The 21,705-nt window shown below is 64.0% G+C and carries 24 protein-coding genes; 4 read left to right on the top strand and 20 right to left on the bottom strand.

The genetic code is table 11. From position 1 onward, the window contains the following. The first annotated feature begins 8 nt into the window (after window positions 1-8). Window positions 9-1,982, top strand: coding sequence for a glycoside hydrolase family 127 protein (locus EB235_RS14485; RefSeq protein ID WP_027030309.1), 1,974 nt, complete (start codon window positions 9-11; stop codon window positions 1,980-1,982). A gap of 24 nt (window positions 1,983-2,006) precedes the next feature. Here the strand turns inward: EB235_RS14485 and EB235_RS14480 are convergent, their stop codons facing one another. The 12 genes from EB235_RS14480 to EB235_RS14425 form a co-directional block, all read right to left on the bottom strand. Continuing rightward, window positions 2,007-3,101, bottom strand: a complete 1,095-nt coding sequence (locus EB235_RS14480; RefSeq protein WP_027030310.1) for an acyltransferase family protein — start codon at window positions 3,099-3,101, stop codon at window positions 2,007-2,009. Between the two features lie 126 nt (window positions 3,102-3,227). Next, window positions 3,228-3,626 (bottom strand): DUF1801 domain-containing protein, encoded by a 399-nt coding sequence (locus EB235_RS14475; RefSeq protein ID WP_027030311.1) that lies wholly within the window; start codon window positions 3,624-3,626, stop codon window positions 3,228-3,230. Further along, window positions 3,623-3,829, bottom strand: coding sequence for a hypothetical protein (locus EB235_RS14470; RefSeq protein ID WP_027030312.1), 207 nt, complete (start codon window positions 3,827-3,829; stop codon window positions 3,623-3,625). Before EB235_RS14470 ends, EB235_RS14475 begins: the two co-directional genes overlap by 4 nt. A gap of 37 nt (window positions 3,830-3,866) precedes the next feature. Beyond that, window positions 3,867-4,259: a VOC family protein gene (locus EB235_RS14465; protein WP_027030313.1), complete on the bottom strand. Its 393-nt coding sequence runs from the start codon at window positions 4,257-4,259 to the stop codon at window positions 3,867-3,869. A 75-nt stretch (window positions 4,260-4,334) separates the two neighbouring features. Then, window positions 4,335-4,754 (bottom strand): SRPBCC family protein, encoded by a 420-nt coding sequence (locus EB235_RS14460; protein ID WP_027030314.1) that lies wholly within the window; start codon window positions 4,752-4,754, stop codon window positions 4,335-4,337. Then, window positions 4,751-5,074, bottom strand: coding sequence for an ArsR/SmtB family transcription factor (locus EB235_RS14455; RefSeq protein ID WP_027030315.1), 324 nt, complete (start codon window positions 5,072-5,074; stop codon window positions 4,751-4,753). The genes EB235_RS14460 and EB235_RS14455 overlap by 4 nt, the downstream gene beginning before the upstream one ends. 212 nt (window positions 5,075-5,286) lie before the next feature. After that, entirely contained in the window at window positions 5,287-5,988 is a 702-nt protein-coding gene (locus EB235_RS14450; protein WP_027030316.1) for a gamma-glutamylcyclotransferase, read from the bottom strand. Window positions 5,989-6,005: 17 nt separating this feature from the next. Continuing rightward, the gene (locus tag EB235_RS14445; protein ID WP_027030317.1) at window positions 6,006-6,368 is read right to left on the bottom strand and encodes a hypothetical protein; all 363 of its coding nucleotides are present in this window, start codon (window positions 6,366-6,368) and stop codon (window positions 6,006-6,008) included. A gap of 43 nt (window positions 6,369-6,411) precedes the next feature. Then, complete coding sequence (locus tag EB235_RS14440) at window positions 6,412-6,759, bottom strand: hypothetical protein (protein ID WP_027030318.1); 348 nt, start codon at window positions 6,757-6,759, stop codon at window positions 6,412-6,414. Window positions 6,760-6,952: 193 nt separating this feature from the next. Next, window positions 6,953-7,177, bottom strand: coding sequence for a hypothetical protein (locus EB235_RS14435; protein ID WP_027030319.1), 225 nt, complete (start codon window positions 7,175-7,177; stop codon window positions 6,953-6,955). Between the two features lie 456 nt (window positions 7,178-7,633). Continuing rightward, window positions 7,634-8,353, bottom strand: a complete 720-nt coding sequence (locus EB235_RS14430; protein WP_027030320.1) for a helix-turn-helix transcriptional regulator — start codon at window positions 8,351-8,353, stop codon at window positions 7,634-7,636. 101 nt (window positions 8,354-8,454) lie between these two features. Further along, window positions 8,455-9,363, bottom strand: a complete 909-nt coding sequence (locus EB235_RS14425; RefSeq protein ID WP_027030321.1) for a LysR family transcriptional regulator — start codon at window positions 9,361-9,363, stop codon at window positions 8,455-8,457. A gap of 97 nt (window positions 9,364-9,460) precedes the next feature. On the opposite strand from EB235_RS14425, the gene EB235_RS14420 reads away from it, so the two are divergent. Beyond that, entirely contained in the window at window positions 9,461-10,684 is a 1,224-nt protein-coding gene (locus EB235_RS14420; RefSeq protein WP_032926403.1) for an MFS transporter, read from the top strand. 77 nt (window positions 10,685-10,761) lie between these two features. Here EB235_RS14420 and EB235_RS14415 read toward each other — a convergent pair whose 3' ends face one another. Next, the gene (locus tag EB235_RS14415; protein ID WP_080680792.1) at window positions 10,762-10,905 is read right to left on the bottom strand and encodes a hypothetical protein; all 144 of its coding nucleotides are present in this window, start codon (window positions 10,903-10,905) and stop codon (window positions 10,762-10,764) included. 375 nt (window positions 10,906-11,280) lie between these two features. On the opposite strand from EB235_RS14415, the gene EB235_RS14410 reads away from it, so the two are divergent. Together EB235_RS14410 and EB235_RS14405 are read left to right on the top strand one after the other, a co-directional pair. Further along, window positions 11,281-13,527: a PAS domain S-box protein gene (locus EB235_RS14410; RefSeq protein WP_208603626.1), complete on the top strand. Its 2,247-nt coding sequence runs from the start codon at window positions 11,281-11,283 to the stop codon at window positions 13,525-13,527. 16 nt (window positions 13,528-13,543) lie between these two features. Further along, the gene (locus EB235_RS14405; protein WP_027030323.1) at window positions 13,544-13,912 is read left to right on the top strand and encodes a response regulator; all 369 of its coding nucleotides are present in this window, start codon (window positions 13,544-13,546) and stop codon (window positions 13,910-13,912) included. An 81-nt stretch (window positions 13,913-13,993) separates the two neighbouring features. Here the strand turns inward: EB235_RS14405 and EB235_RS14400 are convergent, their stop codons facing one another. The 7 genes from EB235_RS14400 to EB235_RS14370 form a co-directional block, all read right to left on the bottom strand. After that, complete coding sequence (locus EB235_RS14400) at window positions 13,994-14,923, bottom strand: sigma-70 family RNA polymerase sigma factor (protein ID WP_032925491.1); 930 nt, start codon at window positions 14,921-14,923, stop codon at window positions 13,994-13,996. Further along, a complete protein-coding gene (locus tag EB235_RS14395; protein WP_027030325.1) occupies window positions 14,920-15,678 on the bottom strand; it encodes an SDR family NAD(P)-dependent oxidoreductase in 759 nt (252 codons plus the stop codon). The genes EB235_RS14400 and EB235_RS14395 overlap by 4 nt, the downstream gene beginning before the upstream one ends. 163 nt (window positions 15,679-15,841) lie before the next feature. Then, window positions 15,842-16,723, bottom strand: a complete 882-nt coding sequence (locus EB235_RS14390) for an ABC transporter permease (protein WP_080680793.1) — start codon at window positions 16,721-16,723, stop codon at window positions 15,842-15,844. Further along, window positions 16,720-17,697, bottom strand: coding sequence for an ABC transporter permease (locus EB235_RS14385; protein ID WP_027030327.1), 978 nt, complete (start codon window positions 17,695-17,697; stop codon window positions 16,720-16,722). The genes EB235_RS14390 and EB235_RS14385 overlap by 4 nt, the downstream gene beginning before the upstream one ends. Continuing rightward, window positions 17,694-19,343 carry an ABC transporter substrate-binding protein gene (locus EB235_RS14380; RefSeq protein ID WP_027030328.1) on the bottom strand — a complete coding sequence of 550 codons (1,650 nt, stop codon included), beginning with the start codon at window positions 19,341-19,343 and terminating at the stop codon, window positions 17,694-17,696. The genes EB235_RS14385 and EB235_RS14380 overlap by 4 nt, the downstream gene beginning before the upstream one ends. 42 nt (window positions 19,344-19,385) lie before the next feature. Then, window positions 19,386-20,159, bottom strand: a complete 774-nt coding sequence (locus EB235_RS14375; RefSeq protein WP_027030329.1) for a DUF427 domain-containing protein — start codon at window positions 20,157-20,159, stop codon at window positions 19,386-19,388. Window positions 20,160-20,169: 10 nt separating this feature from the next. Next, window positions 20,170-21,522, bottom strand: coding sequence for an LLM class flavin-dependent oxidoreductase (locus EB235_RS14370; RefSeq protein ID WP_027030330.1), 1,353 nt, complete (start codon window positions 21,520-21,522; stop codon window positions 20,170-20,172). Window positions 21,523-21,705: the final 183 nt, after the last annotated feature.

The following is a 21,705-nucleotide window of genomic DNA, read 5'->3' as shown; positions in this document are numbered from 1 at the left end:
GTGAGTTCATGACCGCATCGCCCAAAACCGGAAACCCAAAGCTCGCCTTCCGGCCGCTGCCGGTGCCGCAGGTCGACGTGCACGGCTTCTGGGGCGACCGCGCCGACGCGGTCGCCGCTCGCACCGCCGACATCCTCTATGAGCGCTGCGTCGAGGCACGCATGCTGGAGCAGATCGATCCCGACCGCCCCTCGCCCGGTGTCGTCATTCCCTTCCACTCGCCCTCGCCCGATGAAGCCAACCGCCAAGGCGCCGAATTCACCGGCTCGACGGTGACGACGCAGATGTTCTGGGATTCCGATCTCGGCAAGACGATCGAGACCGCGGCCTATTCGCTCTACCGGCGCAAGAACCCCGAGTTGGAGAAGAAGATCGACGCCGTCATCGACATGTACGGCAAACTGCAGCAGGAGGACGGCTATCTCTCCAGCTGGTACCAGCGCATCCAGCCGGGCAAGCGCTGGACCAATCTGCGCGACTGCCACGAGCTCTATTGCGCCGGCCACCTGATCGAAGGGGCGGTCGCCTACTATCAGGCGACGGGCAAGCGCAAGCTGCTCGACATCATGTGCCGCTATGCCGACCACATCGCCTCGGTGCTGGGGCCCGAGCCCGGCAAGAAGAAGGGCTATTGCGGCCATGAGGAGATCGAGCTGGCGCTGGTCAAGCTGGCGCGCGTGACCGGCGTGACGAAATACATGGAGTTGGCGAAGTACTTCATCGACCAGCGCGGCCAACAACCGCATTTCTTCGACGAGGAAGCACGCGCCCGTGGCGCCGATCCCAAGGCCTATCATTTCAAGACTTACGAATACAATCAGTCGCACAGACCGGTGCGCGAGCAGGACAAGGTCGTCGGCCATGCGGTCAGGGCGATGTATCTCTATTCGGGCATGGCCGACATCGCCACCGAATATGGCGACGACACGCTGCGCGTGGCGCTCGACCGGCTGTGGGACGATCTCACAACCAAAAACCTCTACATCACCGGCGGGCTCGGGCCGTCGGCGCACAATGAGGGCTTCACCAGCGACTACGACTTGCCCAATGAGAGCGCCTATGCGGAGACTTGCGCCGCCGTCGGCCTGGTGTTCTGGGCGAGCCGCATGCTCGGCATGGGGCCGAACGCCCGCTATGCCGACATGATGGAGCGTGCGCTCTACAATGGCTCGATCTCCGGCCTGTCGCTCGACGGCTCGCTGTTCTTCTATGAAAACCCCTTGGAAAGCCGGGGCCGGCACAACAGATGGAAATGGCACCGCTGCCCTTGCTGCCCGCCCAATGTCGGGCGCATGGTCGCCTCGATCGGCAGCTATTTCTACAGCCTGGCGGACGATGCGCTCGCCGTCCACCTCTACGGCGACTCCACCGCCCGCTTCGACATTGGCGGCGTTGCGGTCAGCCTCACCCAGGCGAGCCGCTATCCCTGGGAAGGCGCCGTCGAGATCACGGTCGAACCGCAGGCGCCGGTGGACTTCACGCTGCATCTGCGCGTGCCGGGCTGGAGTTCCGGTGCCAAGCTGGAAATCAACGGTGAAGCGATCGACCTCGACGACGTGACCAGCGACGGCTATGCCGCGATCCGGCGCGTCTGGCAAAAGGGCGATCGCGTCCGGCTCGACCTCGAAATGCCGATCGAGCGGCTCTACGCCAATCCAGAGGTCAGGCAGGATGCCGGCCGCGTCGCGCTGTCGCGCGGGCCGCTGATCTATTGCGTCGAGGCATCGGACAATGACAGCCGGCTGCATCGCCTGACACTGCCGCGTACGGCAGGCATAGAAGCGCATGAGGCGCCCGGACTGCTGGGCGGCGTGGTGACGCTTTCAGCCACGGCATGGGCCGATGCCGGCGACGGCTGGCAGGACGGGCTCTATCGGCGTGAGCCACCGGCCAGCGTCGAGACGCGCCTGACCGCCATCCCCTATTTCGCCTGGGACAATCGCGAGCCCGGCGAGATGCTGGTGTGGCTGCGCGACGGCTGAGGTCGGCCGCCCTTTCGGGCTCGACTATGTCCGGCTGGATTGAGCGGCAGTGGCAGGCAGCGCCGATTTCGGCGCTGGTTGCGGCGCGCTGTTGTCGACATGCGCCCAGACCGGCCGTTCGAACAGGAACATGCCGAAGCCCACGCGTTGGATGATGAGGTAGAGCACGACAGGGCTCATGATCGAGACGAGCAGCACCGCCAGGCTGAGCAAGCCGGTGTCGGTCAGCAGGCCGCTTGCAAGTGCTGCACCACGAAACAGCGACATCGGGATGGTGAAGGCGACATAGACGACCAGCGAATGTTCGCCGAGCCAGCGCAGCCATTCCATCGCGGCGAATTGCGACAGGAAGCCGCCAAGCACGCACAGCGCCACCGCGCCTGCGACGGCCAAGGTGAGATGCAGCGGCGGCCAGGCCGCCAGGCCCATCTGCATGCCGACCGGGTGCATGGCATAACCCGGCGAATAGACGAGCAGGCCGTTGACGACAGCCCACAGAGCCAGACCAGCGACGGCCACCGCCGGGCGGGGTTGCGTCCATTCGACCAGCCGGAAAATCAGCGGCGCCAGCACGAAGCCGAGATAGAAGAACACGAAATAGGCCGCGAATTGTTCAAGCGCGTAGCTGTCGGGATGCGGCGCCCACATCTGCAGCGCGGCGGCTGGCGCAATGACGATCCAGGCGGGCACGCGGAACTGCCGCAAAAGCTTGGCGACAAGGCCGAACACCGCCAGCATGTAGATGAACCACAGCACGCCATAGGGCTGGACGACGGCCATTGCGAGATCGTGCAGCATGCCGCCGGGATCCCGGCTGAAGATGCCGATCTTCAGCCCGATCGAGATGATCGCCCACAGCACGTAGAAATAGAGATAGTGGACGACGCGCCGGTCGATATAGCGCCGCCACGGCCGGTCGATCACCTGCGACAGGAACAGGCCCGAGATCAGGAAGAATTCCGGCATGCGGAACGGTGTCGCGAAGCCGATGACATAGTGGAGAAAGCCCACCCCGCCCGTGTACTCGCCGGTGTTGTAGGCCGAGTACATCATGACCACGAGGATGATCGAGAGACCTTTGGCCGTGTCCACCCACGGCATGCGCATCGGGTTTTTCATGGCGAATCCATCCGGGACCGGCCAACCCGGCCAGCCATCATCCGGCGATATCTAGCACCATCAAGCTTCCCAGATCGTAAACGCGGCCGTCTTTATGGCGAGGCTGGATGGCGAGGCTGGCAGCGCCTAGCGTTTGGCCTTCGAGGTGTTCAAGGCGATGGCAGCGCGCACCAGCGCCTTCAGCGCCGCCTCATCGATCTCAGCATCTTGCTGGAAATCAATCGCCCGCCGCGTATTGCCTTCGAGGCTGGAGTTGAACAGCTTCGAGGGATCGGGCAGTGCCGCCCCCTTGGCGAAGGTCAGCTTGACGACGCTCTTGTAGGTTTCGCCGGTGCAGATCATGCCGTCATGTTCCCACACCGGCACGCCGCGCCATTTCCAGGTCTCGACCACGTCGGGATCGGCTTGATGAATGAGCGCGCGCAGCCGTCCCAGCATCTCGCCGCGCCAGTCGCCGAGTTCCCTAATCCTGCCGTCGATCAGCTCCGAGGGAGACTTGCTCTCCTGCGATCCGGTGGTCGTCATGCTGTTTCCTTCTTCGCGACGTAGGGCAATACGAACATGTAAAGGCCGCTGAACAATAGCAGGAAAAGTGGCGGCAGTGGCGAATAGACCACCCAGGCAGGCGGCTGCCCGAACGCCATGGTGGCGAAATTGGCGACGACGGTTGCCGTGAAGATGATCGACAGCCAGCGATGCGTCTGCCTGATCCATTTGCTCCAGTCCAAGATGACCTCCCGTGAAATGCGTGTGAAAAAGGCGTGGCTACCAGCGCGCCAATTGTGTGATCTGGATGAGATTGCCGCAGCCATCGTTGAGCTTGGCGATGGTCGAGCCGGTCACCTCGGTCGGCGCCATGGTGAAGGTGCCGCCATTGGCCGTGATGCGCTGGTGGTCGCCCTTGACGTCGTCGGTGAAGAACATCACCGCCGGCTGGCCCTGCTCGAACATCGCCTGCTGATAGGCCCTGGCCGCCGGATTGTTGTTGAGCGCCAGCTGCAATTCGGTGCCCTCCGGCTCATCAGGCGAGGCAACCGTCAGCCAGCGGAACGGCCCGTTGCTGAAATCGGCCTTCTTGGTCAGGCCGAGCACATCGGTGTAGAAGGCAAGCGCCTTGTCCTGGTCGTCGACATGGATGCTGGTCAGTTTGATCTTCATCGTCTTTCTCCATAGCTTTTGCTGGCGGCAGGCCGCCCTGTTTCGCCAGCTGCGATTTTCAATCTGGCCGGCGGACTAATCCGTCCGGTCGAGAAGCTGCTCCAGCTTCTCCAGGAATTGCGGCCATCCCATCTTGGCGCCGCCATAAGCCCGCCTCTGCTCGGGCCGGAAACCGGATTGCTCCATGCGCAGATGCGTTCCCTCAGGCGTCGGGGTCAGCGTGAAGGTCACCACGCTCCTGAGATCGAAGGCCGGATCCTGATGCGCGAGGTCCCAGGTGTAGGACAGCGTCTTGTTCGGCTCGACAGCAAGCACCTCGCAGTCGAGCATGCCGCCCCAATCGGCGCTGATGTTGAAGCGGTGGCCGACAACAGGTGCAAAATCATTCTTCATCAGCCACTCCTGCATCAGATGCGGTTGCGTCAGCGCGCGCCAGAGTTTTTCAGGCGGATGGGAAATCTGCCGCTCGACGACGACAGTGCGGGTATCGTTCACTGGTCCATCCTTTTGAGTAAATCCTCGAGATCGTCGAAGCGGGCCTCCCAAAACCCCGCCATCTCCCGTGTCCAGTCCATCAGCGGCGCCAGCGCGCCAAGCTGCGCGCTGTAATGCGTCTGGCGGCCTTCGTGGCGGTCGCGCACCAGCCCGGCCTGCTTCAGCAGGCCGAGATGCTTCGACACCGCCGGCTGCGAGACGCCCGACTGGCTCGTCAGCGCTCCCACTGTCTGCTCTCCCTGGCGACACAGCCGTTCGAAGATCGCCCGCCTGGTCGGGTCTGAGAGCGTCCTGAAGAGCATGTCGTGGGCGTCTGGCATGTCAGATCGATAACCCGTTGGCTATTGGTTGACGTATAACCGCAGGGATATATGTTCGTCAAGCGGAAGATTTGGAAAGGCTCCAAACTGTGCGCCTCGATCGCCGAGGCGCTGTGCCGCCACATCAAGCGATTTCACCGCACTTACGCATAAGCTGCTGGAAAGGCTTAGAAATTTTCTGAGTCGCGCAACACCTGAAATGCCAGCTAAGGCTAGCCGGCGGCATGAGCCCGCCCGATCTCCTGCGCCACCAGTTCCTGCAATTGCCAAAGATTACGGTCGCGGATGCCGCAGGCGTCGAGATGGCGGATCGTCTCGAACAGATATTGCGCGCCTGAGCCCCAATGGCCGACGGCCCTGGCGAGCGTCGCCGCGACCGCTGGCTTGTCGAGCTTGCCGGCATAGCGCGGATTGGCGGGGTCTACGACGAAGCCGAGCGCCCGGCTCACTGCGCCTTCGGTCCTCACCTGCAGCCAGCGCGGCACGTTGACGGCGGGCAGTATAGTCATCTCACGGCGCAGCAGCGCTTCCAGATTTTCGCCAACCGGCTCGGCGATCTCGAACACCATACCCTGGCATTGGCCGCCGCGGTCGAGCGCCATCATGAGCCCAGGCTGCTCCAGCGTGCCGCGAAAGCGCTGCACCGTGAAGCAGAACGACCGGTGCCAACCCCGCGCCACCGCCCTCTCGCCACCCCTCACCTCGCCGGCCGGCTTCCACAGCAGCGAGCCATAGGCGAACAGTTTCAGCGGCCCGGGCGGCGCTGAGGCCAGGATCTCGTCGCGAAACCGCGCATAGTCGGCGTCGGTCATATAGACCATGCCCGGCGTCGGCCCGGTATCCTCGACCACCCGCATGGTGCGCGCCACCAGCGCCTCGGTCAGCGCCATCGGCGCCTTGCGCGGTGGTGCCATTCTCGATTCCGTCTTCTTCAAGATCGCGCCCATCCGAGTTGATCCATGAAGCGCATAAACCGCTCCATAACGGCATCCGGCGCCACCTCCCTGTGCCACTGCTTCGCAGTTATGAGGGTGTCGACATAGCGGAATTCGATTTGTCCGGAATCCAGCGGACGGACCCGTAGATGAGGTCCGGAACGGGGCTCGACGGCGGTCTGCTGAATGCACAGGTCGAACATCGACGTCCATCCGAACAGAACCGAGTTCAAAGGTCCGGCCGCGATGAAAGACGCGAGCTCTTCGATGCCGGCAAATGCTGAGGCAAACGGGTCGTTTGCATTAGCCAAACGCCTGTCGCGAAAGGAGACGACAATTTCAGACCAGGTCAATTGCATCCGCTAATGGTGTTGGAACGGCGAGACGGATGTCAACGGAACGTCATCCCCTGCGATGAAAAACATCGCCGGAAATCGAGAAGCTGGAATCATCGATCCAGACGATATTGAAATAGACCGGCGCCGGCTGGTAGGCGTTGACGTTCATGATGGCCAGGATGCCGCCATTGGACGATGGATCCCAGCTGCATTGTCCGATCGCGCCAACCGTGCCGTTGGCCTCGATCTGGCAGGTCTGCCCGATAACCATCGTCTCGCCCGCATCGCTGTACCAGACGCCGACCGGCGCCGGCGCAGATTGGGCAATGGCTGACGTGACGAACAGTCCAATCGCCGCGATGCCCGCAAGGGCAAAAGCGCAGCGGCGCAACCCGGTCAAATGCGATGTCATGCTGAAACCCCCGTCCCAATTTGATGTTGCGTCTGTTGAGGCACCGCGTCAACAAGAGAGCGCCGATCCCCCGCCCGGGGATCGGCGCCACATGCGCCTGACTGGTGGTATCGAGACCAGACGAACCGTCCATGAAGCAGCCGCATGGCCCCACCTGAAGGCGCACATTCCGCTATCGCGGCCGGCCTGCCGGTTACTTCTTCTTGTGCTTGAACAGGCGCGCCTTGCACGATGCCGACAGCTGGTCCTTGTGGTCGGCCAGGCACTTGGGCGCGGCGCCCGTCGTCAGCACGCCGCCGCCGCAGAAGCGATTGGCATCCACCGCGCAAGGACCTTGCGTGGTGGTGTAGCGGGCGAACGCCTCGTTTGAACTCACAAGCGCGACCGCGGCTATCATCACGGCATAGAAGATTTTCATTGCAAGGCTCCCGACAAAAACACTGGATCCCCCAGTGCAGGGTTGGTGACGCACGGCTCCTGGAGCATGGCCCGGGTGCTGACATCGCTGGAGATGCCGGCGGCTCGCGGTCCAGCTGGCGCCCATGGCCAGCCTCCCGCCGCCGCACTGCGACAGACAAAAACAGTCCTGCTTTCGTCCATCGACGACCGCCCCGCTTCCCGCCAACGCAGGCATCTCTGCGATTCATGTGCTGATGCGGGAATGACTAAGGCAGTTCGAATGCCAGCGCATCCTAGCTGAAAAGCGGAGGAGGACTGCATGGCGCGAGCGGCCACGCTCGCCCGCGACAGATCGTACGCTGGAAAAGGGAAAAGGCTTGAAGCGTGTCTAACTCTTTGTTTTGACGCAATTCCCAAGGGAAAGCGCTACGCGCTTTTCCCGGGAAAACCGTTTCACACTTTTCCTGGAATTGCTCTAGACGGTTCCGGCCAGCACCAGCAACGCCACCGCTTCGCTGCGGCTGCGCGTGCCGGCCTTCTTTTTCACGTTCTCGATATGGTAATGGACCGTCGCCGAGGCGATGCCCAGGATGATGGCGATTTCCGCATCGGTCTTGCCCGCTGCGACCCAGCGCATGCAATCCGCCTCCCTGGGCGTCAGCAGGATCGGCGAGCGGTTGCTGAAACCGAACCCCACCGCTTCATAGGCCTTGTCGTGCACGGCGAGCGCCATGGAGCGTATCATGGCTCTCTCCACCGCATTCATCGTCACCGGCTTCAGGGCGGCGACCGAGACCAGTCCCTGGTAGCTGGAAGGCCCATGGATCGGTATGCCCATGACCTCGCCCCAGCCATAGGCCTTGCCGGCGGCAATGACCGCCGCACCCTCGACGGTAAAGGTCCGTGCATCCCCCATTTCGGTCCACAGGAACGGCGTCATGCGACGGCGCGCCTCCAGGATCATGGGGTCGATCTCCATGTACCCTTTCGCCATGTAGGACTCGAACCAGTCCTTTGGCCAATCGTTGAAATAGAAGCGATAGGACCGCGAGCCGCCGGCGCCCGCCCAGGCGCCTCCAGCACTGGCCGTGAAGCCGAAAACGCCGATCGCGTCGATGAAGCATTCGATGACCTTGCTGACGTCGCTTGTCGCCGCGCAAAATTCGAGAAAGTCCTGCCCTGCCGCCGTCCGCATAGGATGCTCCAAAACCCCGCGGTAATGTCAGTGATCCCAGGCAAGCGCACAAGGAGTTTCAGCCTCTTGAAGGCTGCGGCATTACCGCCTGCTCGCCCCGCCTACGACACCAGCGGCATCGGCACCTTCAGCCCATCGATCAGCGCGTCGCGGAACAGCGCGATCGGGCGGCTGAGCCTTCCGGCCGGCGGGCGGTGCAGCAGCCAGGCGCGGACTTGCGGCTTGAAATCGGGGCAGTCGATGACCTCCACCGCGTCGCGCCAACGGCTGTCGGCGAAGGCGCCCGGCGTCACGATCCCGATGCCATGGCCGCGCGCCACCAGCGACATTCTGAGGTCGACGCTGAGCGCCTCAACGCCCACCTGGAACGGCAGCCTTGCCGCCTCGAAACTTTGGCGGATGAAGGCGCGGAAGCCGCAGCCGTTTTCGTTCATCACCCAGGCAAAGCGCGACAGCGATGCGAGGTCGGCTTGCTTCGGCACGCCAAGGCCGGGCGATGCCACCAGCAGCACCGATTGCGCGCCGAGATCGTCACAGACCAGTTCGTCCGGTGGCGCCAGGCCTTCGGCTAGGCACACCGCCACCGCGTCGAGCTCGCTGCGCGCCACTTGCTCGACCAGCCTTGGCGACCAGCCCGAGGTAATGCGCAGCGTCAGCCGCGGAAAGGTGGCGCGCAGGTTGTCGAGCGGCTGCGCCAGTGCTGCATCGGAGAGATAGGGCATGATGCCCAGACGGAACTCGCCCTTGACCTCGCCTTGCGGCGACACGCCGGCCTTCAAATCCTCCAGCGAGCGAAGCACGCGCCTTCCATGCTCATAGGCCTCGCGCCCCGAAGCCGTCGGCTTCAATGGCTTCGACTGGCGGTCGAGAAGTGCTGTCGCCAGCCCATCCTCGAGGTTCTGGATACGACGCGTGACGCCCGGCTGGGTGAGGTTGAGCCTGGCCGAGGCACCGACGATCGAGCCGGTTTCCACCACGGCGATGAAGGCTTCGAGATCATGGATGTTCATGCGTACCCCGCATAATCATTATTGAATTGATTGAATTGTAGCATGATAAAGCTTTGGCATAAAGTCCCTGCACAATATGCAACTTCTTGAGGACTTCATGCCCGATATCAACGACGGCCAGTTGTGCGAACGGCTGCCAGCTACAACCATCACCGGCCCGCAAACGCTGCTTTTTGCCGCCTCCACCGGCATCATCGTCACCAATCTGTTCGCGCCGCAGACGCTGGTCGGATTGATCGGCCCGTCGCTCGGCGCCGGTGCCACGAGCGTCGGCCTGGTCGCCATGTCCACGCTGCTCGGCTACGCCGCCGGCCTGTTCTTCCTGGTGCCGATGGCCGACCTCACTGAAAACCGCGCCCTGATCCTGGGCATGCTGCTGACAGCCGCCCTTGCGGCCAGCGTCGCCACCCTCGCGCCCACCATCGCCTCGCTGCTGATCGTCCTGTTCATCCTGGGTGCTGCCTGTTCGGCGATCCAGATCCTGGTGCCGATCGCCGCTTCGATGGCGCCGCCCGGCGAGGCCGGCCGCGTCATTGGCGATGTGATGAGCGGGCTGATGATCGGCATCCTGCTGGCGCGGCCCTTGGCCAGCTTCATCGCCGACGCCTGGGGCTGGCGTGTCTTTTATGGCCTCAGTGATGCCGCCCTCATCCTGCTCGCCTGCGTTCTCGCCTTCACCTTGCCGCAGCGGCGGCCGGAGGCGAAATCGTCTTATGGCGCGCTGATTGCCTCGCTGTTCGGCCTGCTGCGCGACGAGCCAGTGTTGCGGCGTCGCGCGCTGACGGCGGCGCTGGTGATGGCGGCATTCAGCCTGTTCTGGACAGCGGTGGCCCTGCGCCTCGCGGAGCCGCCTTTCAGCCTTGGCCAGCGCGGCATTGCGCTGTTCGCGCTGGTCGGCGCCGGCGGCGCCGTGGTCACGCCGCTGTTCGGCCGCGCCGGCGACCATGGCTGGACGCGAACCGCCACCATCTTCTGCCATCTCGTGCTGATCGGCGCCATGGCGCTCGCCGCCTGGGCCGGCTCCTTCCAGTCCGGAGCGACTTGGCAACCGCTGGTGCTGATGGGCTTAAGCGCCGTGCTGCTCGACATCGGCGTCACCGGCGACCAGACGCTCGGCCGCCGTGCTGTCAACTTGCTTCGGCCCGAGGCACGCGGCCGCCTCAACGGCCTGTTCGTCGGTATCTTCTTCATCGGCGGCGCCATCGGCTCATTGCTGGCCGGCATCGCATGGACCTGGGGCGGCTGGCCAGCGGTCTGCGCCATCGGTGCAGTCTTTGGCATCGTCGCCCTGCTGGTCGACTGGATTGGCGGGCCGGAGTGATGGAAGAAGCCGTAGACGCCGGACAGGCGCGTGAGGCTCTTCAAGGCAAGTGGCCGTCAAGCCTACGCGCCGAGCACCTATATGCCGAAGAACTGCCGTCCGATCATGTAGCCCAGCGCCGCCACGACCAGCGGGAACAGCGCGGGTGCTGCCTTGCTGAAGAAGGAGGTTTTCGTGTCCTGTGGCGGCACGTAGCGTGCATTGCCGAGATTCTTGGTCATGCTCACCCCTGGTCGATCACTTAATTTAGCGATTGCTGAATTACAGCATGGCCGCATTAACGGTTTGCAAAGAAATTCGATCGAATAGCCGACTTACACTCTCACAATCCGACAACCGCGCCGAAGGAAAATCGGCAGGCGCCGGGAACCGAATGGCTTGTCCGGTGTTGAGGCGCTCGGGGGAGCAATGCTTGGTCACCGTATCGTCAACAAGCCGGCAACACGGCAATCTGTCATCGCACACAGCCACGCCCGCGATACCGGGCGGGTCGACATGAATCGCACGCGACCCAAAGCTGACATGTTAGCCAGCACCAATCGACTCCCGAACAGATGCCGACCGATCCGCGAGACTGCATGCCGCAAACCAGCACCATGACCGCAGACAACCGTCACCTTGCATTCCTGTCGGGCGGCGGCGAGCTCGGCTGCCTGATCGCCACGTTCGACTGGGCCTCGACCTCGATCGGGCCGATCGAGGACTGGCCGCAGAGCTTGAAGACGGCGGTGTCGCTGATCCTGCGCTCGAATGTGCCGATCGTCATGCTGTGGGGGCAGGACGGCGTCATGATCTACAATGACGGCTATTCGGAATTCGCCGGCGGCCGCCATCCGCAATTGCTGGGCTCCAAGGTCCGCGAAGGCTGGCCTGAAGTGGCCGACTTCAACGACAACATCATGAAGGTGTGCCTGGGCGGCGGCACGCTTGCCTATCGTGAGCAGATGCTGACGCTCAATCGGACCGGCAAACCCGAAAAGGTCTGGCTCGATCTCGACTATTCGCCGGTGCTCGACGAAAGCGGCGAACCGGCCGGCGTCATCGCCATCGTCATCGAAACCACCGCCAAGGTCGCCGCCGAGCGCTGGCGCACAAGTGAACGCGACCGCCAGCGACAGATGTTCGAACAGGCGCCAGGCTTCATGGCCATGCTGTCCGGCCCTCAACATGTGTTCGAGCTGACCAATGCCGCCTACATGCAGCTGGTCGGCCACCGCGATGTGATCGGCCTGCCCGTCCGCCAGGCCTTGCCCGAGGTCGAAGGCCAGGGCTTCTTCGAACTGCTCGATCAGGTGTTCACCTCCGGCGAGGCGTTCATCGGCTACGCCTTGAAGGCGAAGTTGCAGCGCACGCCCGGCGCCGCCACCGAAGACCGCTTCATCGACCTCGTCTATCAGCCGGTGCGCAATCCCTCAGGCGAGGTGATCGGCATCTTCGTGCAAGGCATCGACGTCACCGACCGGCTGATCGCCGAACAGGCGCTGCGGCAAAGCGAGATGCAGTTCCGCACCTTCGCCGAGGCGATGCCGAACCACGTCTGGACGGCGACACCGGAGGGGCTGCTCGACTGGTTCAACCCGCGCGTCTACGATTACTCCGGTGCGAAACCTGGCGAGCTCGACGGTCAGGCATGGGGCGCGATCGTGCACCCCGACGACATCGATGCGGCCGTGGGAAAATGGCAAGAGGTGCTGGCCGCCGGCACATTCTACGAGACCGAGTTCCGCCTGCGCCGGCATGACGGTGTCTATCGCTGGTTCATCGCGCGTGCGGTTCCGATCCGCGACAGCGACGGCGCCATCCTGCGCTGGATCGGCACCAACACCGATATCGACGACCAGAAGCAGGCGGCACAGGCCCTGCTGCAGAGCGAGCGCCGCTTGCAGCTGTCGCAAAATGCGGCCGGCATCGCCGCCCTCGAACTCGACATCGCCAGTGGAATCGTGGTCGGCTCCGAAGGCTTTTGGGGTCTCTGGGGCCTGTCGCCGCGCGAAAGCGTGCACATCTCCGTCCTGGAAAACATCGTCATTCCCGACGACAAGGACATCCGCTCCAACCCGCAAACGCGTGCGCAAGGCACCGCTGTGCCTGCCGTGGAATACCGCATCCGGCGGCCCGACACCGGCGAATTGCGCTGGCTGTCGCGCCACATCGACTTCGTCCATGACGAGACCGGCAAGCCGGTCAAGATGTTCGGCGTCATGCAGGATGTCACCGACCGGCGCGAGGCGCAGGCACGGCAGGAACTGCTCACCCACGAGCTCGAACACCGCATCAAGAACATCCTGGCGATGGTCGCGGCCATCGCTTCGCAGACGCTGCGCAACACCGACATCGCCACCGCCAGCGCCACCTTCAACGAGCGTCTGCGCGCGCTCGCCAACGCCCACGACATCCTCAACAAGACGCGCTGGACCAGCGCTTCGATCCGCGAGGTGGTCGACAACACCATCGCCACCTTCCCGCTCGAGCAGATCTCGATTTCCGGGCCGGCGCTGCCGATCAACCCGAAGATGGCGCTGACGCTGGCGCTGGCCGTCAATGAGCTCGCCACCAACGCGCTGAAATACGGCGCGCTGTCGACACCGGAAGGCAAAGTGTCGATCGAATGGTCGTTGCAGCCATCGGCCGAGGCGCCCGGCGAAAAGCGGCTGACCTGGCGCTGGCGCGAGAGCGGCGGCCCGCCGGTCAGCCCGCCGACCCGGCGCGGCTTCGGCCGCTTCCTGATCGAACGCGTGCTTGGCACCGATTTCGGCGGAACGGTGCGGATCGATTACCGCCCCGACGGCGTTGAGTGTTTGTTGAACGCACCGGCACCCCAATTGCCGACAGCACCGTACTGACTACATAGGGCGTGCCATGAACAATCAGAGCCTCGCCACCGTCCTTGTCGTCGAAGACGAAGCCTTTCTGCTGTTCGCCATCGCCGACGAATTGCGCGAGGCGGGCTACAACGTGCTGGAGGCCAGCAATGCCGACCAGGCGATCCGTATTCTGGAGACACGTCTGGACATCGTCATCCTGTTCACCGACATCGATATGCCGGGCTCCATGGACGGATTGCGCCTGTCCGCAGCCGTGCGCGATCGCTGGCCGCCGATCAAGATCATCATCACCTCGGGCAAGCGCCAGCCGGCGGCGGACGCGATGCCAAGCGGCGGTGTCTTCCTACCCAAGCCCTATGCCCCGGAAGCCGTGGCGGCCACGATTGAGGGCCTGCTCGGTTAGGACTAAGTCGAGGGAACCTTTAAAACGGCTTTATGGCAATTGGCTTAATGTGTTGCCGGCGGCGCTGAAGGAAATCAGGCCTTAGTCCCGCGCCCGCAGGACCTGGATGTCACCTGCCAGCACCAGCCCCGCATCATCGGCGACATAGCCGACATAGCGATAGTCGCGGATGAAGCTGATCCGCCCGTCCCGCCACTCCAGCCACATGAAGTGAGTTGGCTTCGCCGCCGCCCGGCTTTCGAACACCGCGATCACCTCGCGGCCCTCGACCCAGGCCGGCCGGAGCCACAGGCCCTCGCTCTTGGCATAGATCGTGAAGAACGTACCGACATCGGCGGCCCCCGAGCGCGGCGGATGCATGGACTGCTGAAGTCTCACATCATCGGCAAGCAGCGCGCGCAGGCCGTCCCAGTCGCGCTGGTTGAACAGGCTGACGTAACGAACCACGGCGGCGGAAGCGATGCGCGCATCGGGAAGCGAACTCTCCTGGGCGTTGATCTGCCGAAGCCGGGCGCGGCCGCGCGCCAGATGCGCCTTCACCGCATCGACGGAAATGCCAAGCAAAGCGGCGATCTCGGCCAGCGGCTCGTCGAGCACGTCTTTCAGGATGACGGCGCTGCGCTGCAACACCGGAAGCTCAGCGAAGCGCGACACAGCGGTTTCGATCGCCTCCCTGCGCATCAGCGTCTCCACCGGATCGGCCTCGGTCTCGTCGGCAATTTCAAGGGCCGCCTCGATGGGCTCGGCGACACGGATCGCGCGGCTGCGCAACAGATCCAGCGCGCGGTTGTGGGCGATGCGAAACAGCCAGGGCCTGAGCTGCGGCACCTCGGACAGTTCGTCCAGCGCGACGAAGGCCCGGGCAAACGTATCCTGCACGACATCCTCGCCATCGATGACAGAGCCCATCAGCCGCGCGCAATAGCGGTGCAGCTCCGGCCGCAGCGCAGCGGCAAGGGCAAGCAGGCCCTCCTGTCGGTCGCGCTCCACGGCAGGTTTTCCCTTTCTCAAGCCGCAGCACCCTCCATGATCGTCACCCCTGCATCGCCGTTAAGACCGAAGACGACGCCCTCGGCATATTGCGGGTCCTCCAGCACGGAAACCACCCTGTCGCCGAATGCGCGGGGTGGCATCGGCGCGCCGAAGCGGGTGATGAATTCTTCCGGCGTGATGCCCATTGAGCCTGCATAGGCGCCGGCCGCCACATCCCCGATCCCCGTTCCCAAGATAATCTGTCGCGGCAGGATCGCCTGGAAGCGGATGCCGAGATTTTTCTCCTGCGCCACGCCATTGGCATATTTGGCCATGAACCAAAGCATACGCTTGGAGCCGCCATAACCGCCCGACATCTGCGACCCGGTGACGGCCGCACCGCTCGACCCGACCAGCACCCGGCTGCCCGGCTTCAGCGGCAGGTTCAGCGCCGCCTGCAGCCAGTAGAGCCCGGCCTTGACGTCGGTTTCCCAGGAAACGGAGAAATCCTCCCACTTCAACTGGTCCAGCCGCCCCATCCGGGGCGTGGCACCGGCGTTGAGCACGACGATATCAGGGCGGACCTCGCCCAGAATGCGATAAGCTGCATCTTCGTCCCTGACATCAGCGGCAATGGTGGCGACCCCGAGCCGAACCCCAACCGCCTCCAGCGCCTCCGCGCCGCGCGCAACGACAGTCACGCTGGCGCCCTGTTCGACCAGCGCCTCCACCAATCCGAGACCAAGCCCCCGGCTGCCACCGGTGACCACGACTTTCTTGTCCTTGAGGCTCATCGACCTGCTCCATTGCTTCACTGTAGCTAAGACGTTTGAGCATTGGGAAAAGAGTCAGCCCTGCAGCGAGGCCGGCGCATGACGCGATGCCGAGCGGCGTCCCTGCCTGCGCGCCGGCACCATTGCGAGACTGCGCCGATTAAACTTTTCGACTGACTGCGGCCTATTTGTCGCTGTTCTCGAACGCGCCGATGCCTTGCGCGATGAGGTTGGTGGCCATCACCAGCGAGATGATCGCGGCGGAATTGAACACCACCACCCACCATTTGCCGCCGGTGAGGAAGCCATAGCCGTCGGCGATCGCCAGTCCCCAGTCGGCCGATGGCGGCTGGATGCCAAGGCCGAGGAAGCTCAGCGTCGCGATCGAGAAGAAGGCATAGCCGAGCCGGGTGATGAGCTCGATCAGGATGGTCTCGCGCACATTGGGCAGGATTTCGAGGAACATGATCGCCAGCCGTCCTTCGCCGGCCAGTCGCGCGGCGCTGATATAGTCGCGCTCGCGCTGTTCGCGCGCGGCGGTACGCACGGTGCGCGCCACCAGGGGCGCATAGGCAAGGCCGATCACCGCGATGACGGTGAGGTTGGACGGGCCGATCGCCACCAGCGCCATCGTCACCAGCACGATGAAGGGCAGCGACATCACCGCATCGAGCAGACGCGCGCCGATGGCGTCGACCAGGCCGTCAAAGGTGCCGAGCACCAGGCCGATGATGCTGCCGGCTGTAACACCGGCCAGCGTCGCCAACGGCGCCACCAGCAGGATGTCGCGCGAGCCGACGATGATGCGCGAAAGCACGTCGCGGCCGAGCTGGTCGGTGCCGAACCAGTGCACCGCGTCGGGCGGCGTCATCATCGACAGGAAATCCTCGGCATAGGGATCGAACGGCAAGAACTGCGAGCCAAACACCGCGCAGGCGACCCAGAACAGCAGCACCGTTGAACCGATCACGGTCGACCGCGCCACGTCAGGCAAGGAGCCGCGCAATCTGCCGATCCAGGAGAGCCTGATGTCGCTGCGCATCGGAGACTGGGCTAGATCGGTCATGGCGCACTCCGCCGTCGCTGGCGCGGATCGAGCAGTGCCTGCAGGAAGTCGCCGATCGCCGCTGTCGACACGAAAATCGTTGCCATCACCAGCACGCCGGCCTCCAGCATCGGGAAGTCGCGTGCCTTGGCGGCACTCAGCACCAGATTGCCGAGGCCCTGGATGCCGAACAGCGCCTCGATCACCACCAGCCCGCCAAGCAGGAAGCCACTCTGCGTGGCGATGACCGCCACCGTCGGCACCAGCGCGTTGCGCAGCACATGCTTGAACAGAACCTGGGACGGGCTCAAGCCCTTGAGGATCGCGGTGCGCGTATAGTCGGCCGCGCGCGCCTCGATCACCCCTGCCCTGGTCATGCGCGCGACATAGCCGATCAGGTTCAGCACCAGCGGCAGCGCCGGCAGGATGAGATAGTAGCTGCTCGTCCAGAAGCCGGCCCCATCCGGCGCCGCACCGGTGATCGGAAACCAGGCCAGCCAAAGGCCGAAGACCATCAGCAGCAACAGGCCCGAGACGAAGTCGGGCACGATCGACAGCGAGACGCCGGTCAGTACGATCAGCTTGTCGATGAGACTGCCGGCCCGCAAGCCGGCGGCAACACCGGCGCCGATGCCGATCGGCACCAGGAACAGCAGCACGACGCCGGCGAGTGCCGCGGAATTGCGGATGCCTTGCAGGACGAACGGCACCACCGGCGCGCGCATCGACAGCGAGTCGCCGAAATCCCCTGTGATCGCCCGGCTGAACCAGTGCCAGTATTGCAGAAGAATTGGCTGGTCGGTGCCGAGCTTGTGATTGAGCTCAGCGACCGACTGCGCATCGGCGAACGGGCCGAGCATGACACGGCCGACATCGCCGGGCAGCACCTGCCCGGCGAGGAAGACCAGTGCGCTGACGAGCCACAGCGTGAGCAGCAGCGAGCCTGCGCGTGCCGCCACGGGCCGGACGATCGCGATCGAGGCGATGCCGCTCAAACGAACGACACTTTGTCGAGCAGCAGGTGCGAGATCGCGGTGAAGCGCACGCCTTCGACCTTCGAGGAGACGATACGGCTGTACTGCGAGAAATAGCTGATGATCAGCGGCGTCTCGTCGAGCAGCAGGTTCTGGATCTTGCCGGCGGCAACCCGCTGCGCCTGCAGGTCGCGCGCCTTGCCGTAGTCGAGCAGCAGCGCATCATAGTCCGGGTTGTTGAAATGCGCCGCGTTCCAGGCGCCCGAGCTCTTCAGCGTCGCGTTGAGGAAGATGTCGGGCGTGCCGCGATGGCCGAAATCGGTGATGCCGAGATTGGAATCGAGCCACGGCGAGCTGCCGAATGTCGCCGAGCCGTAATAGGCATCCTGCGGCAGCACGTTGAGCTTGATGTCGATGCCGGCCTTCTTGGCGAAGTTCTGGATGATCACGGCATAGTCGGGAATGTCATAGGCGCGCTCGGTGGTCAGCGTCACCTCGAAGCCATTGGGCACGCCGGCTTCGCCCAGCAGGCGCTTGGCCTCGGCAATGTCCTGCTTGCGCTGCGGCACCGACGGATCGGCCGAGGGGAAGATCGGGGCGAACGGCGTGTCGTTGCCGACGACGGCACGGTCCTTGAGCAGACCCTTGACCACGGCCTCGCGGTCGATGGTCAGCGCCAGCGCGCGGCGAACGCGCTTGTCGGTGAACGGCGCCTGGTCGGTGCGCAGATGCGCCGGGTCATGCGAGCTCGCCTGCACGCTGAGCAGCTTGAAGTTCGGATTGCCTTCGATCGCCAGTTCCAGGCGCGTTGTGCTGGGAATGACGTCGAGCTGGCCCGCCTGCAGCGCCAGCACCTGCGCCTGCTCGTCGTCGAAGAACTTGATCTCGACGCGGTCGGGCAGCGCTTTGTCGCCCCAATAATCCGGATTGCGCACGAAGCTGGCGCCTTGCTTGGGGCGGAAGGAGTCCAGTTTGAACGGGCCGGTGCCGTTGAAATTCTTCTCGAAGTCGCCGGCATAGTCGGCCGGCAGGATGACGGCATTGTAGACGTCGGAGGAAACATAGAACGGGAAATTGCCGTTCGACTGGTCGAGATCGAAGGCGACCGTCTCGTCGTCGACAACCTTGGCGCCGCCCTTGGACAGGATGCCCTTGTAGGCCGACAGCGCCGACGAGCCGCTGGCCGGATCGACCAGCCGTTCGAAGCTCGCCACCACATCCTTTGCGGTGACACTGCGGCCATCGTGGAACTTGACGCCCGGCCGCAGCTTGAAGGTCCAGCGCTTGGCCGTCTCGTCGGCTTCCCAGGACAATGCAAGCTTCGGCTGCAGCCCGTCCTTGGGATCATCGAGGATCAGGTATTCACCGACCTGGCTGAGCACGCCGATGCTGGCCGGATCGGTGATGGTGACGGGATCGATCGCCTTGGTCGGCTGACCGAGGCCGACGCGGACCGTGCCGCCGGCGGTTGCCGCGCGTGCGCCTGATGTGAACAGGCCTTGCGAGGCGGCAAAGCCGGTGAGACCGAGGAGTGCGGCGTATTTCAGGAGGTCGCGACGCTTGAGGAACCCTTGCGCATATTCATCCACCGCGACATTCCAGATGTCGCCATTTTGGCCACGCGTCGACTGGTTGCGCAGCAAATCGATGTCGGAACGCTTTGTCATTTTTTCTCTCTGATGAATGGGAGGATTGGGGAAAAGCCGCCGTCAGGCCGGCTGGCCGTCGAGATGGATGCGGTCGACCGCTTGCGGATAAAAGGCGATCAGGCCTTTGATCCTAGGCATTTCGTCGATCGGGTCGCGGTAGCTCCAGGCGATGTCGGGACGAACCGAACCGTCGTTCAACAGACCCGACCAGTAGGAGGCGATGCCCTTGTAGGGACATCGCGTCGTCGAACTGGACGCCGTCAGCCGCTCCAGCCTGATATCCTCTTGAGGCAAGTAGAAACGCGTCGGCAGATGGGTCTCGAACAGCAGCACCGGGCGCTTGCTGTCGGCGATGATCTCGCCGTCGAACCAGACCTGCACATGGCTCGAGCTTTGCAGCACGTCGATGCGCGCATAGGGATCGCGGGCGTGGACGAAGACTTCCTCTTCCTCCTCGAACCATTGGTCGACCGCCTTCCAGGTGAAGGCGATGCGGCCGGCCAGCGGCGCCAGATTTTCATCCGGCGGTGCCGTGAACGACCACGCCGCGTTGGCGGCGCGCTTGTCGCCGCTGTCGATGTCCCAATAGGCGGTCTCGCCGCCGACGGCGTGCGGCTCCTTATGCAGCGACGGCTTCAGCACCGACGCATCGACCGAGGACGCCGGGAAGAAATAGATCGGCAGGAAATGGTTGGAGCGCAGCACCAGCACATTGCGGCTGTCGGCAATTGTGCGGCCGCCGAATTTGACGCGGATGCGCTTGGGGCTGTGCAGCACGTTGATCAGACGCGGAGCGGTGGCTTCACGGGGCTGGAGATTTGGCGCGGCGGTCATGGCTTGGTCCTCACGAGACGGCGCGCGCATTGGCGCGCTGCTCGGCAAAGCGGTTGGCGGGGCGGGCAAGCCCGAAGCGGTCGCGCAAGGTGCCGGGTGCGTATTCGGTCGGGACCAGGCCGCGGCGCTGCAGTTCCGGCACCACTTGCTCGGCGAAATTCACCCAGTCTTCCGGCAGCAGCGGGAACATCAGGTTGAAGCCGTCGGCGGCACCGGCGACGAACCAGTCTTCGAGCTGGTCGGCGATCTGCTTCGGCGTGCCCGCAACCGTCGGCACCGAGCCGCTGTTGGCGAGCTTGCGGGCGATCTCGCGCAGGCTGAGATTCTGCTTCGACCATTGCTTGACGCGGTTGAGCGAGGTGCGCCCGCCATTGAAGGTGCTCTCGTCGGGCAGCGCCGGCAGCGGGCCATCGGGCGGATAGGCCGCGAGGTCGAGACCGCTCCAGCTCGACAACAGGTCGATGCCGACCTGGTCGGGAAGCAGGCTTTGCAGATACTCCTGCTTGTCGCGGCCTTCGGCTTCGGAGGCGGCAACGATCGGCAGGATGCCGGGCAGGATCTTGAAGCTCTCCGGCCGCCTGCCGTGGCGCGCCAGCCGGTCGTTGATGTCCTGCCGATATTTGATGCCGTCTTCCCTGGTGCTGTAGATGGCGAAATGCGCATCGGCCTGGGCAGTCGCAAAATTCTTGCCGTCCTCGGACGAGCCTGCCTGGACGATCAGCGGATGGCCCTGCGGCGGCCGCGACACGTTGAGCGGCCCGCGCACCTTGAAATGCTTGCCCTTGTGCTCGATCGGATGGACCTTGTCGGGGTCGGCGAAATAGCCCGTCTCCTTGTCGATCAGGAGCGACTCGTCTTCCCAGCTGTCCCACAGCGCCTTGACGATATCGAGGAACTCGCCGGCCCGCTCATAGCGGAAGGCGTGTTCGATATTGCCGTCGCGGCCGAAATTGCGCGCCTCCTCGTCCATCGCCGAGGTGACGACGTTCCACGACGCCCTGCCCTTGCTGATATGGTCAAGCGAGGCGAACATGCGCGCCACATTGTAGGGCTCGCTGTAGGAGCTCGACGCCGTGGTGATGAGGCCGATATGCCTGGTCACGCCGGCCAGCGCCGACAACAGCGTCAGCGGCTCGAGGCGGGCATTGGCGTAGTGCGCGACGCCGCTCTTGACCGAATCCCAGATCGACACGTGGTCGGCGACGAAGATGGTGTCGATCCTGGCCCGCTCGGCCGCCTGCACCAGCTCGCGGTAATAGTCGAAATCGAGCACTTCCCGCCCCGGCGCACGAGGATGGCGCCACGACATGCGGTGGTCGCCCTGCGGGTTGAAGAAGAACGCGCTGAGGATCATGTGCGACATCAAAGTCCCTTCCCTGCGGATGCGGAAAACCGCTGGCACGGCGGCTTGTTGCCGTGCTCCGAAAATCGTCCTGTTCTCGAAAGTTAGATTGCGCTCACGTTTAATTCGAGTAATTTTATAGAGATTGTTCCCTGTGAAAGCGGAAGCGATTACCCTTGATCGCGGCCCGCGCAGAAAGTGGTT

Origin of the sequence: Mesorhizobium loti R88b (assembly GCF_013170845.1) — a bacterium.
GTDB classification, from domain to species: Bacteria; Pseudomonadota; Alphaproteobacteria; order Rhizobiales; family Rhizobiaceae; genus Mesorhizobium; species Mesorhizobium loti_B.
This window is presented reverse-complemented; position numbering and strand designations above follow the sequence as displayed.

Excerpts from the sequence above, each read along its gene's own strand:
- EB235_RS14455 (WP_027030315.1), bottom strand. The coding sequence starts at position 5,074 with ATGCCAGACGCCCACGACATGCTCTTCAGGACGCTCTCAGACCCGACC.
- EB235_RS14420 (WP_032926403.1), top strand. The coding sequence starts at position 9,461 with ATGCCCGATATCAACGACGGCCAGTTGTGCGAACGGCTGCCAGCTACA.
- EB235_RS14445 (WP_027030317.1), bottom strand. The coding sequence starts at position 6,368 with ATGCAATTGACCTGGTCTGAAATTGTCGTCTCCTTTCGCGACAGGCGT.
- EB235_RS14480 (WP_027030310.1), bottom strand. The coding sequence starts at position 3,101 with ATGAAAAACCCGATGCGCATGCCGTGGGTGGACACGGCCAAAGGTCTC.
- EB235_RS14485 (WP_027030309.1), top strand. The coding sequence starts at position 9 with ATGACCGCATCGCCCAAAACCGGAAACCCAAAGCTCGCCTTCCGGCCG.
- EB235_RS14435 (WP_027030319.1), bottom strand. The coding sequence starts at position 7,177 with ATGAAAATCTTCTATGCCGTGATGATAGCCGCGGTCGCGCTTGTGAGT.
- EB235_RS14450 (WP_027030316.1), bottom strand. The coding sequence starts at position 5,988 with ATGGCACCACCGCGCAAGGCGCCGATGGCGCTGACCGAGGCGCTGGTG.
- EB235_RS14370 (WP_027030330.1), bottom strand. The coding sequence starts at position 21,522 with ATGTCGCACATGATCCTCAGCGCGTTCTTCTTCAACCCGCAGGGCGAC.
- EB235_RS14465 (WP_027030313.1), bottom strand. The coding sequence starts at position 4,259 with ATGAAGATCAAACTGACCAGCATCCATGTCGACGACCAGGACAAGGCG.
- EB235_RS14430 (WP_027030320.1), bottom strand. The coding sequence starts at position 8,353 with ATGCGGACGGCGGCAGGGCAGGACTTTCTCGAATTTTGCGCGGCGACA.
- EB235_RS14475 (WP_027030311.1), bottom strand. The coding sequence starts at position 3,626 with ATGACGACCACCGGATCGCAGGAGAGCAAGTCTCCCTCGGAGCTGATC.
- EB235_RS14405 (WP_027030323.1), top strand. The coding sequence starts at position 13,544 with ATGAACAATCAGAGCCTCGCCACCGTCCTTGTCGTCGAAGACGAAGCC.
- EB235_RS14440 (WP_027030318.1), bottom strand. The coding sequence starts at position 6,759 with ATGACATCGCATTTGACCGGGTTGCGCCGCTGCGCTTTTGCCCTTGCG.
- EB235_RS14395 (WP_027030325.1), bottom strand. The coding sequence starts at position 15,678 with ATGAGCCTCAAGGACAAGAAAGTCGTGGTCACCGGTGGCAGCCGGGGG.
- EB235_RS14415 (WP_080680792.1), bottom strand. The coding sequence starts at position 10,905 with ATGACCAAGAATCTCGGCAATGCACGCTACGTGCCGCCACAGGACACG.
- EB235_RS14425 (WP_027030321.1), bottom strand. The coding sequence starts at position 9,363 with ATGAACATCCATGATCTCGAAGCCTTCATCGCCGTGGTGGAAACCGGC.
- EB235_RS14375 (WP_027030329.1), bottom strand. The coding sequence starts at position 20,159 with ATGACCGCCGCGCCAAATCTCCAGCCCCGTGAAGCCACCGCTCCGCGT.
- EB235_RS14410 (WP_208603626.1), top strand. The coding sequence starts at position 11,281 with ATGACCGCAGACAACCGTCACCTTGCATTCCTGTCGGGCGGCGGCGAG.
- EB235_RS14390 (WP_080680793.1), bottom strand. The coding sequence starts at position 16,723 with ATGACCGATCTAGCCCAGTCTCCGATGCGCAGCGACATCAGGCTCTCC.
- EB235_RS14380 (WP_027030328.1), bottom strand. The coding sequence starts at position 19,343 with ATGACAAAGCGTTCCGACATCGATTTGCTGCGCAACCAGTCGACGCGT.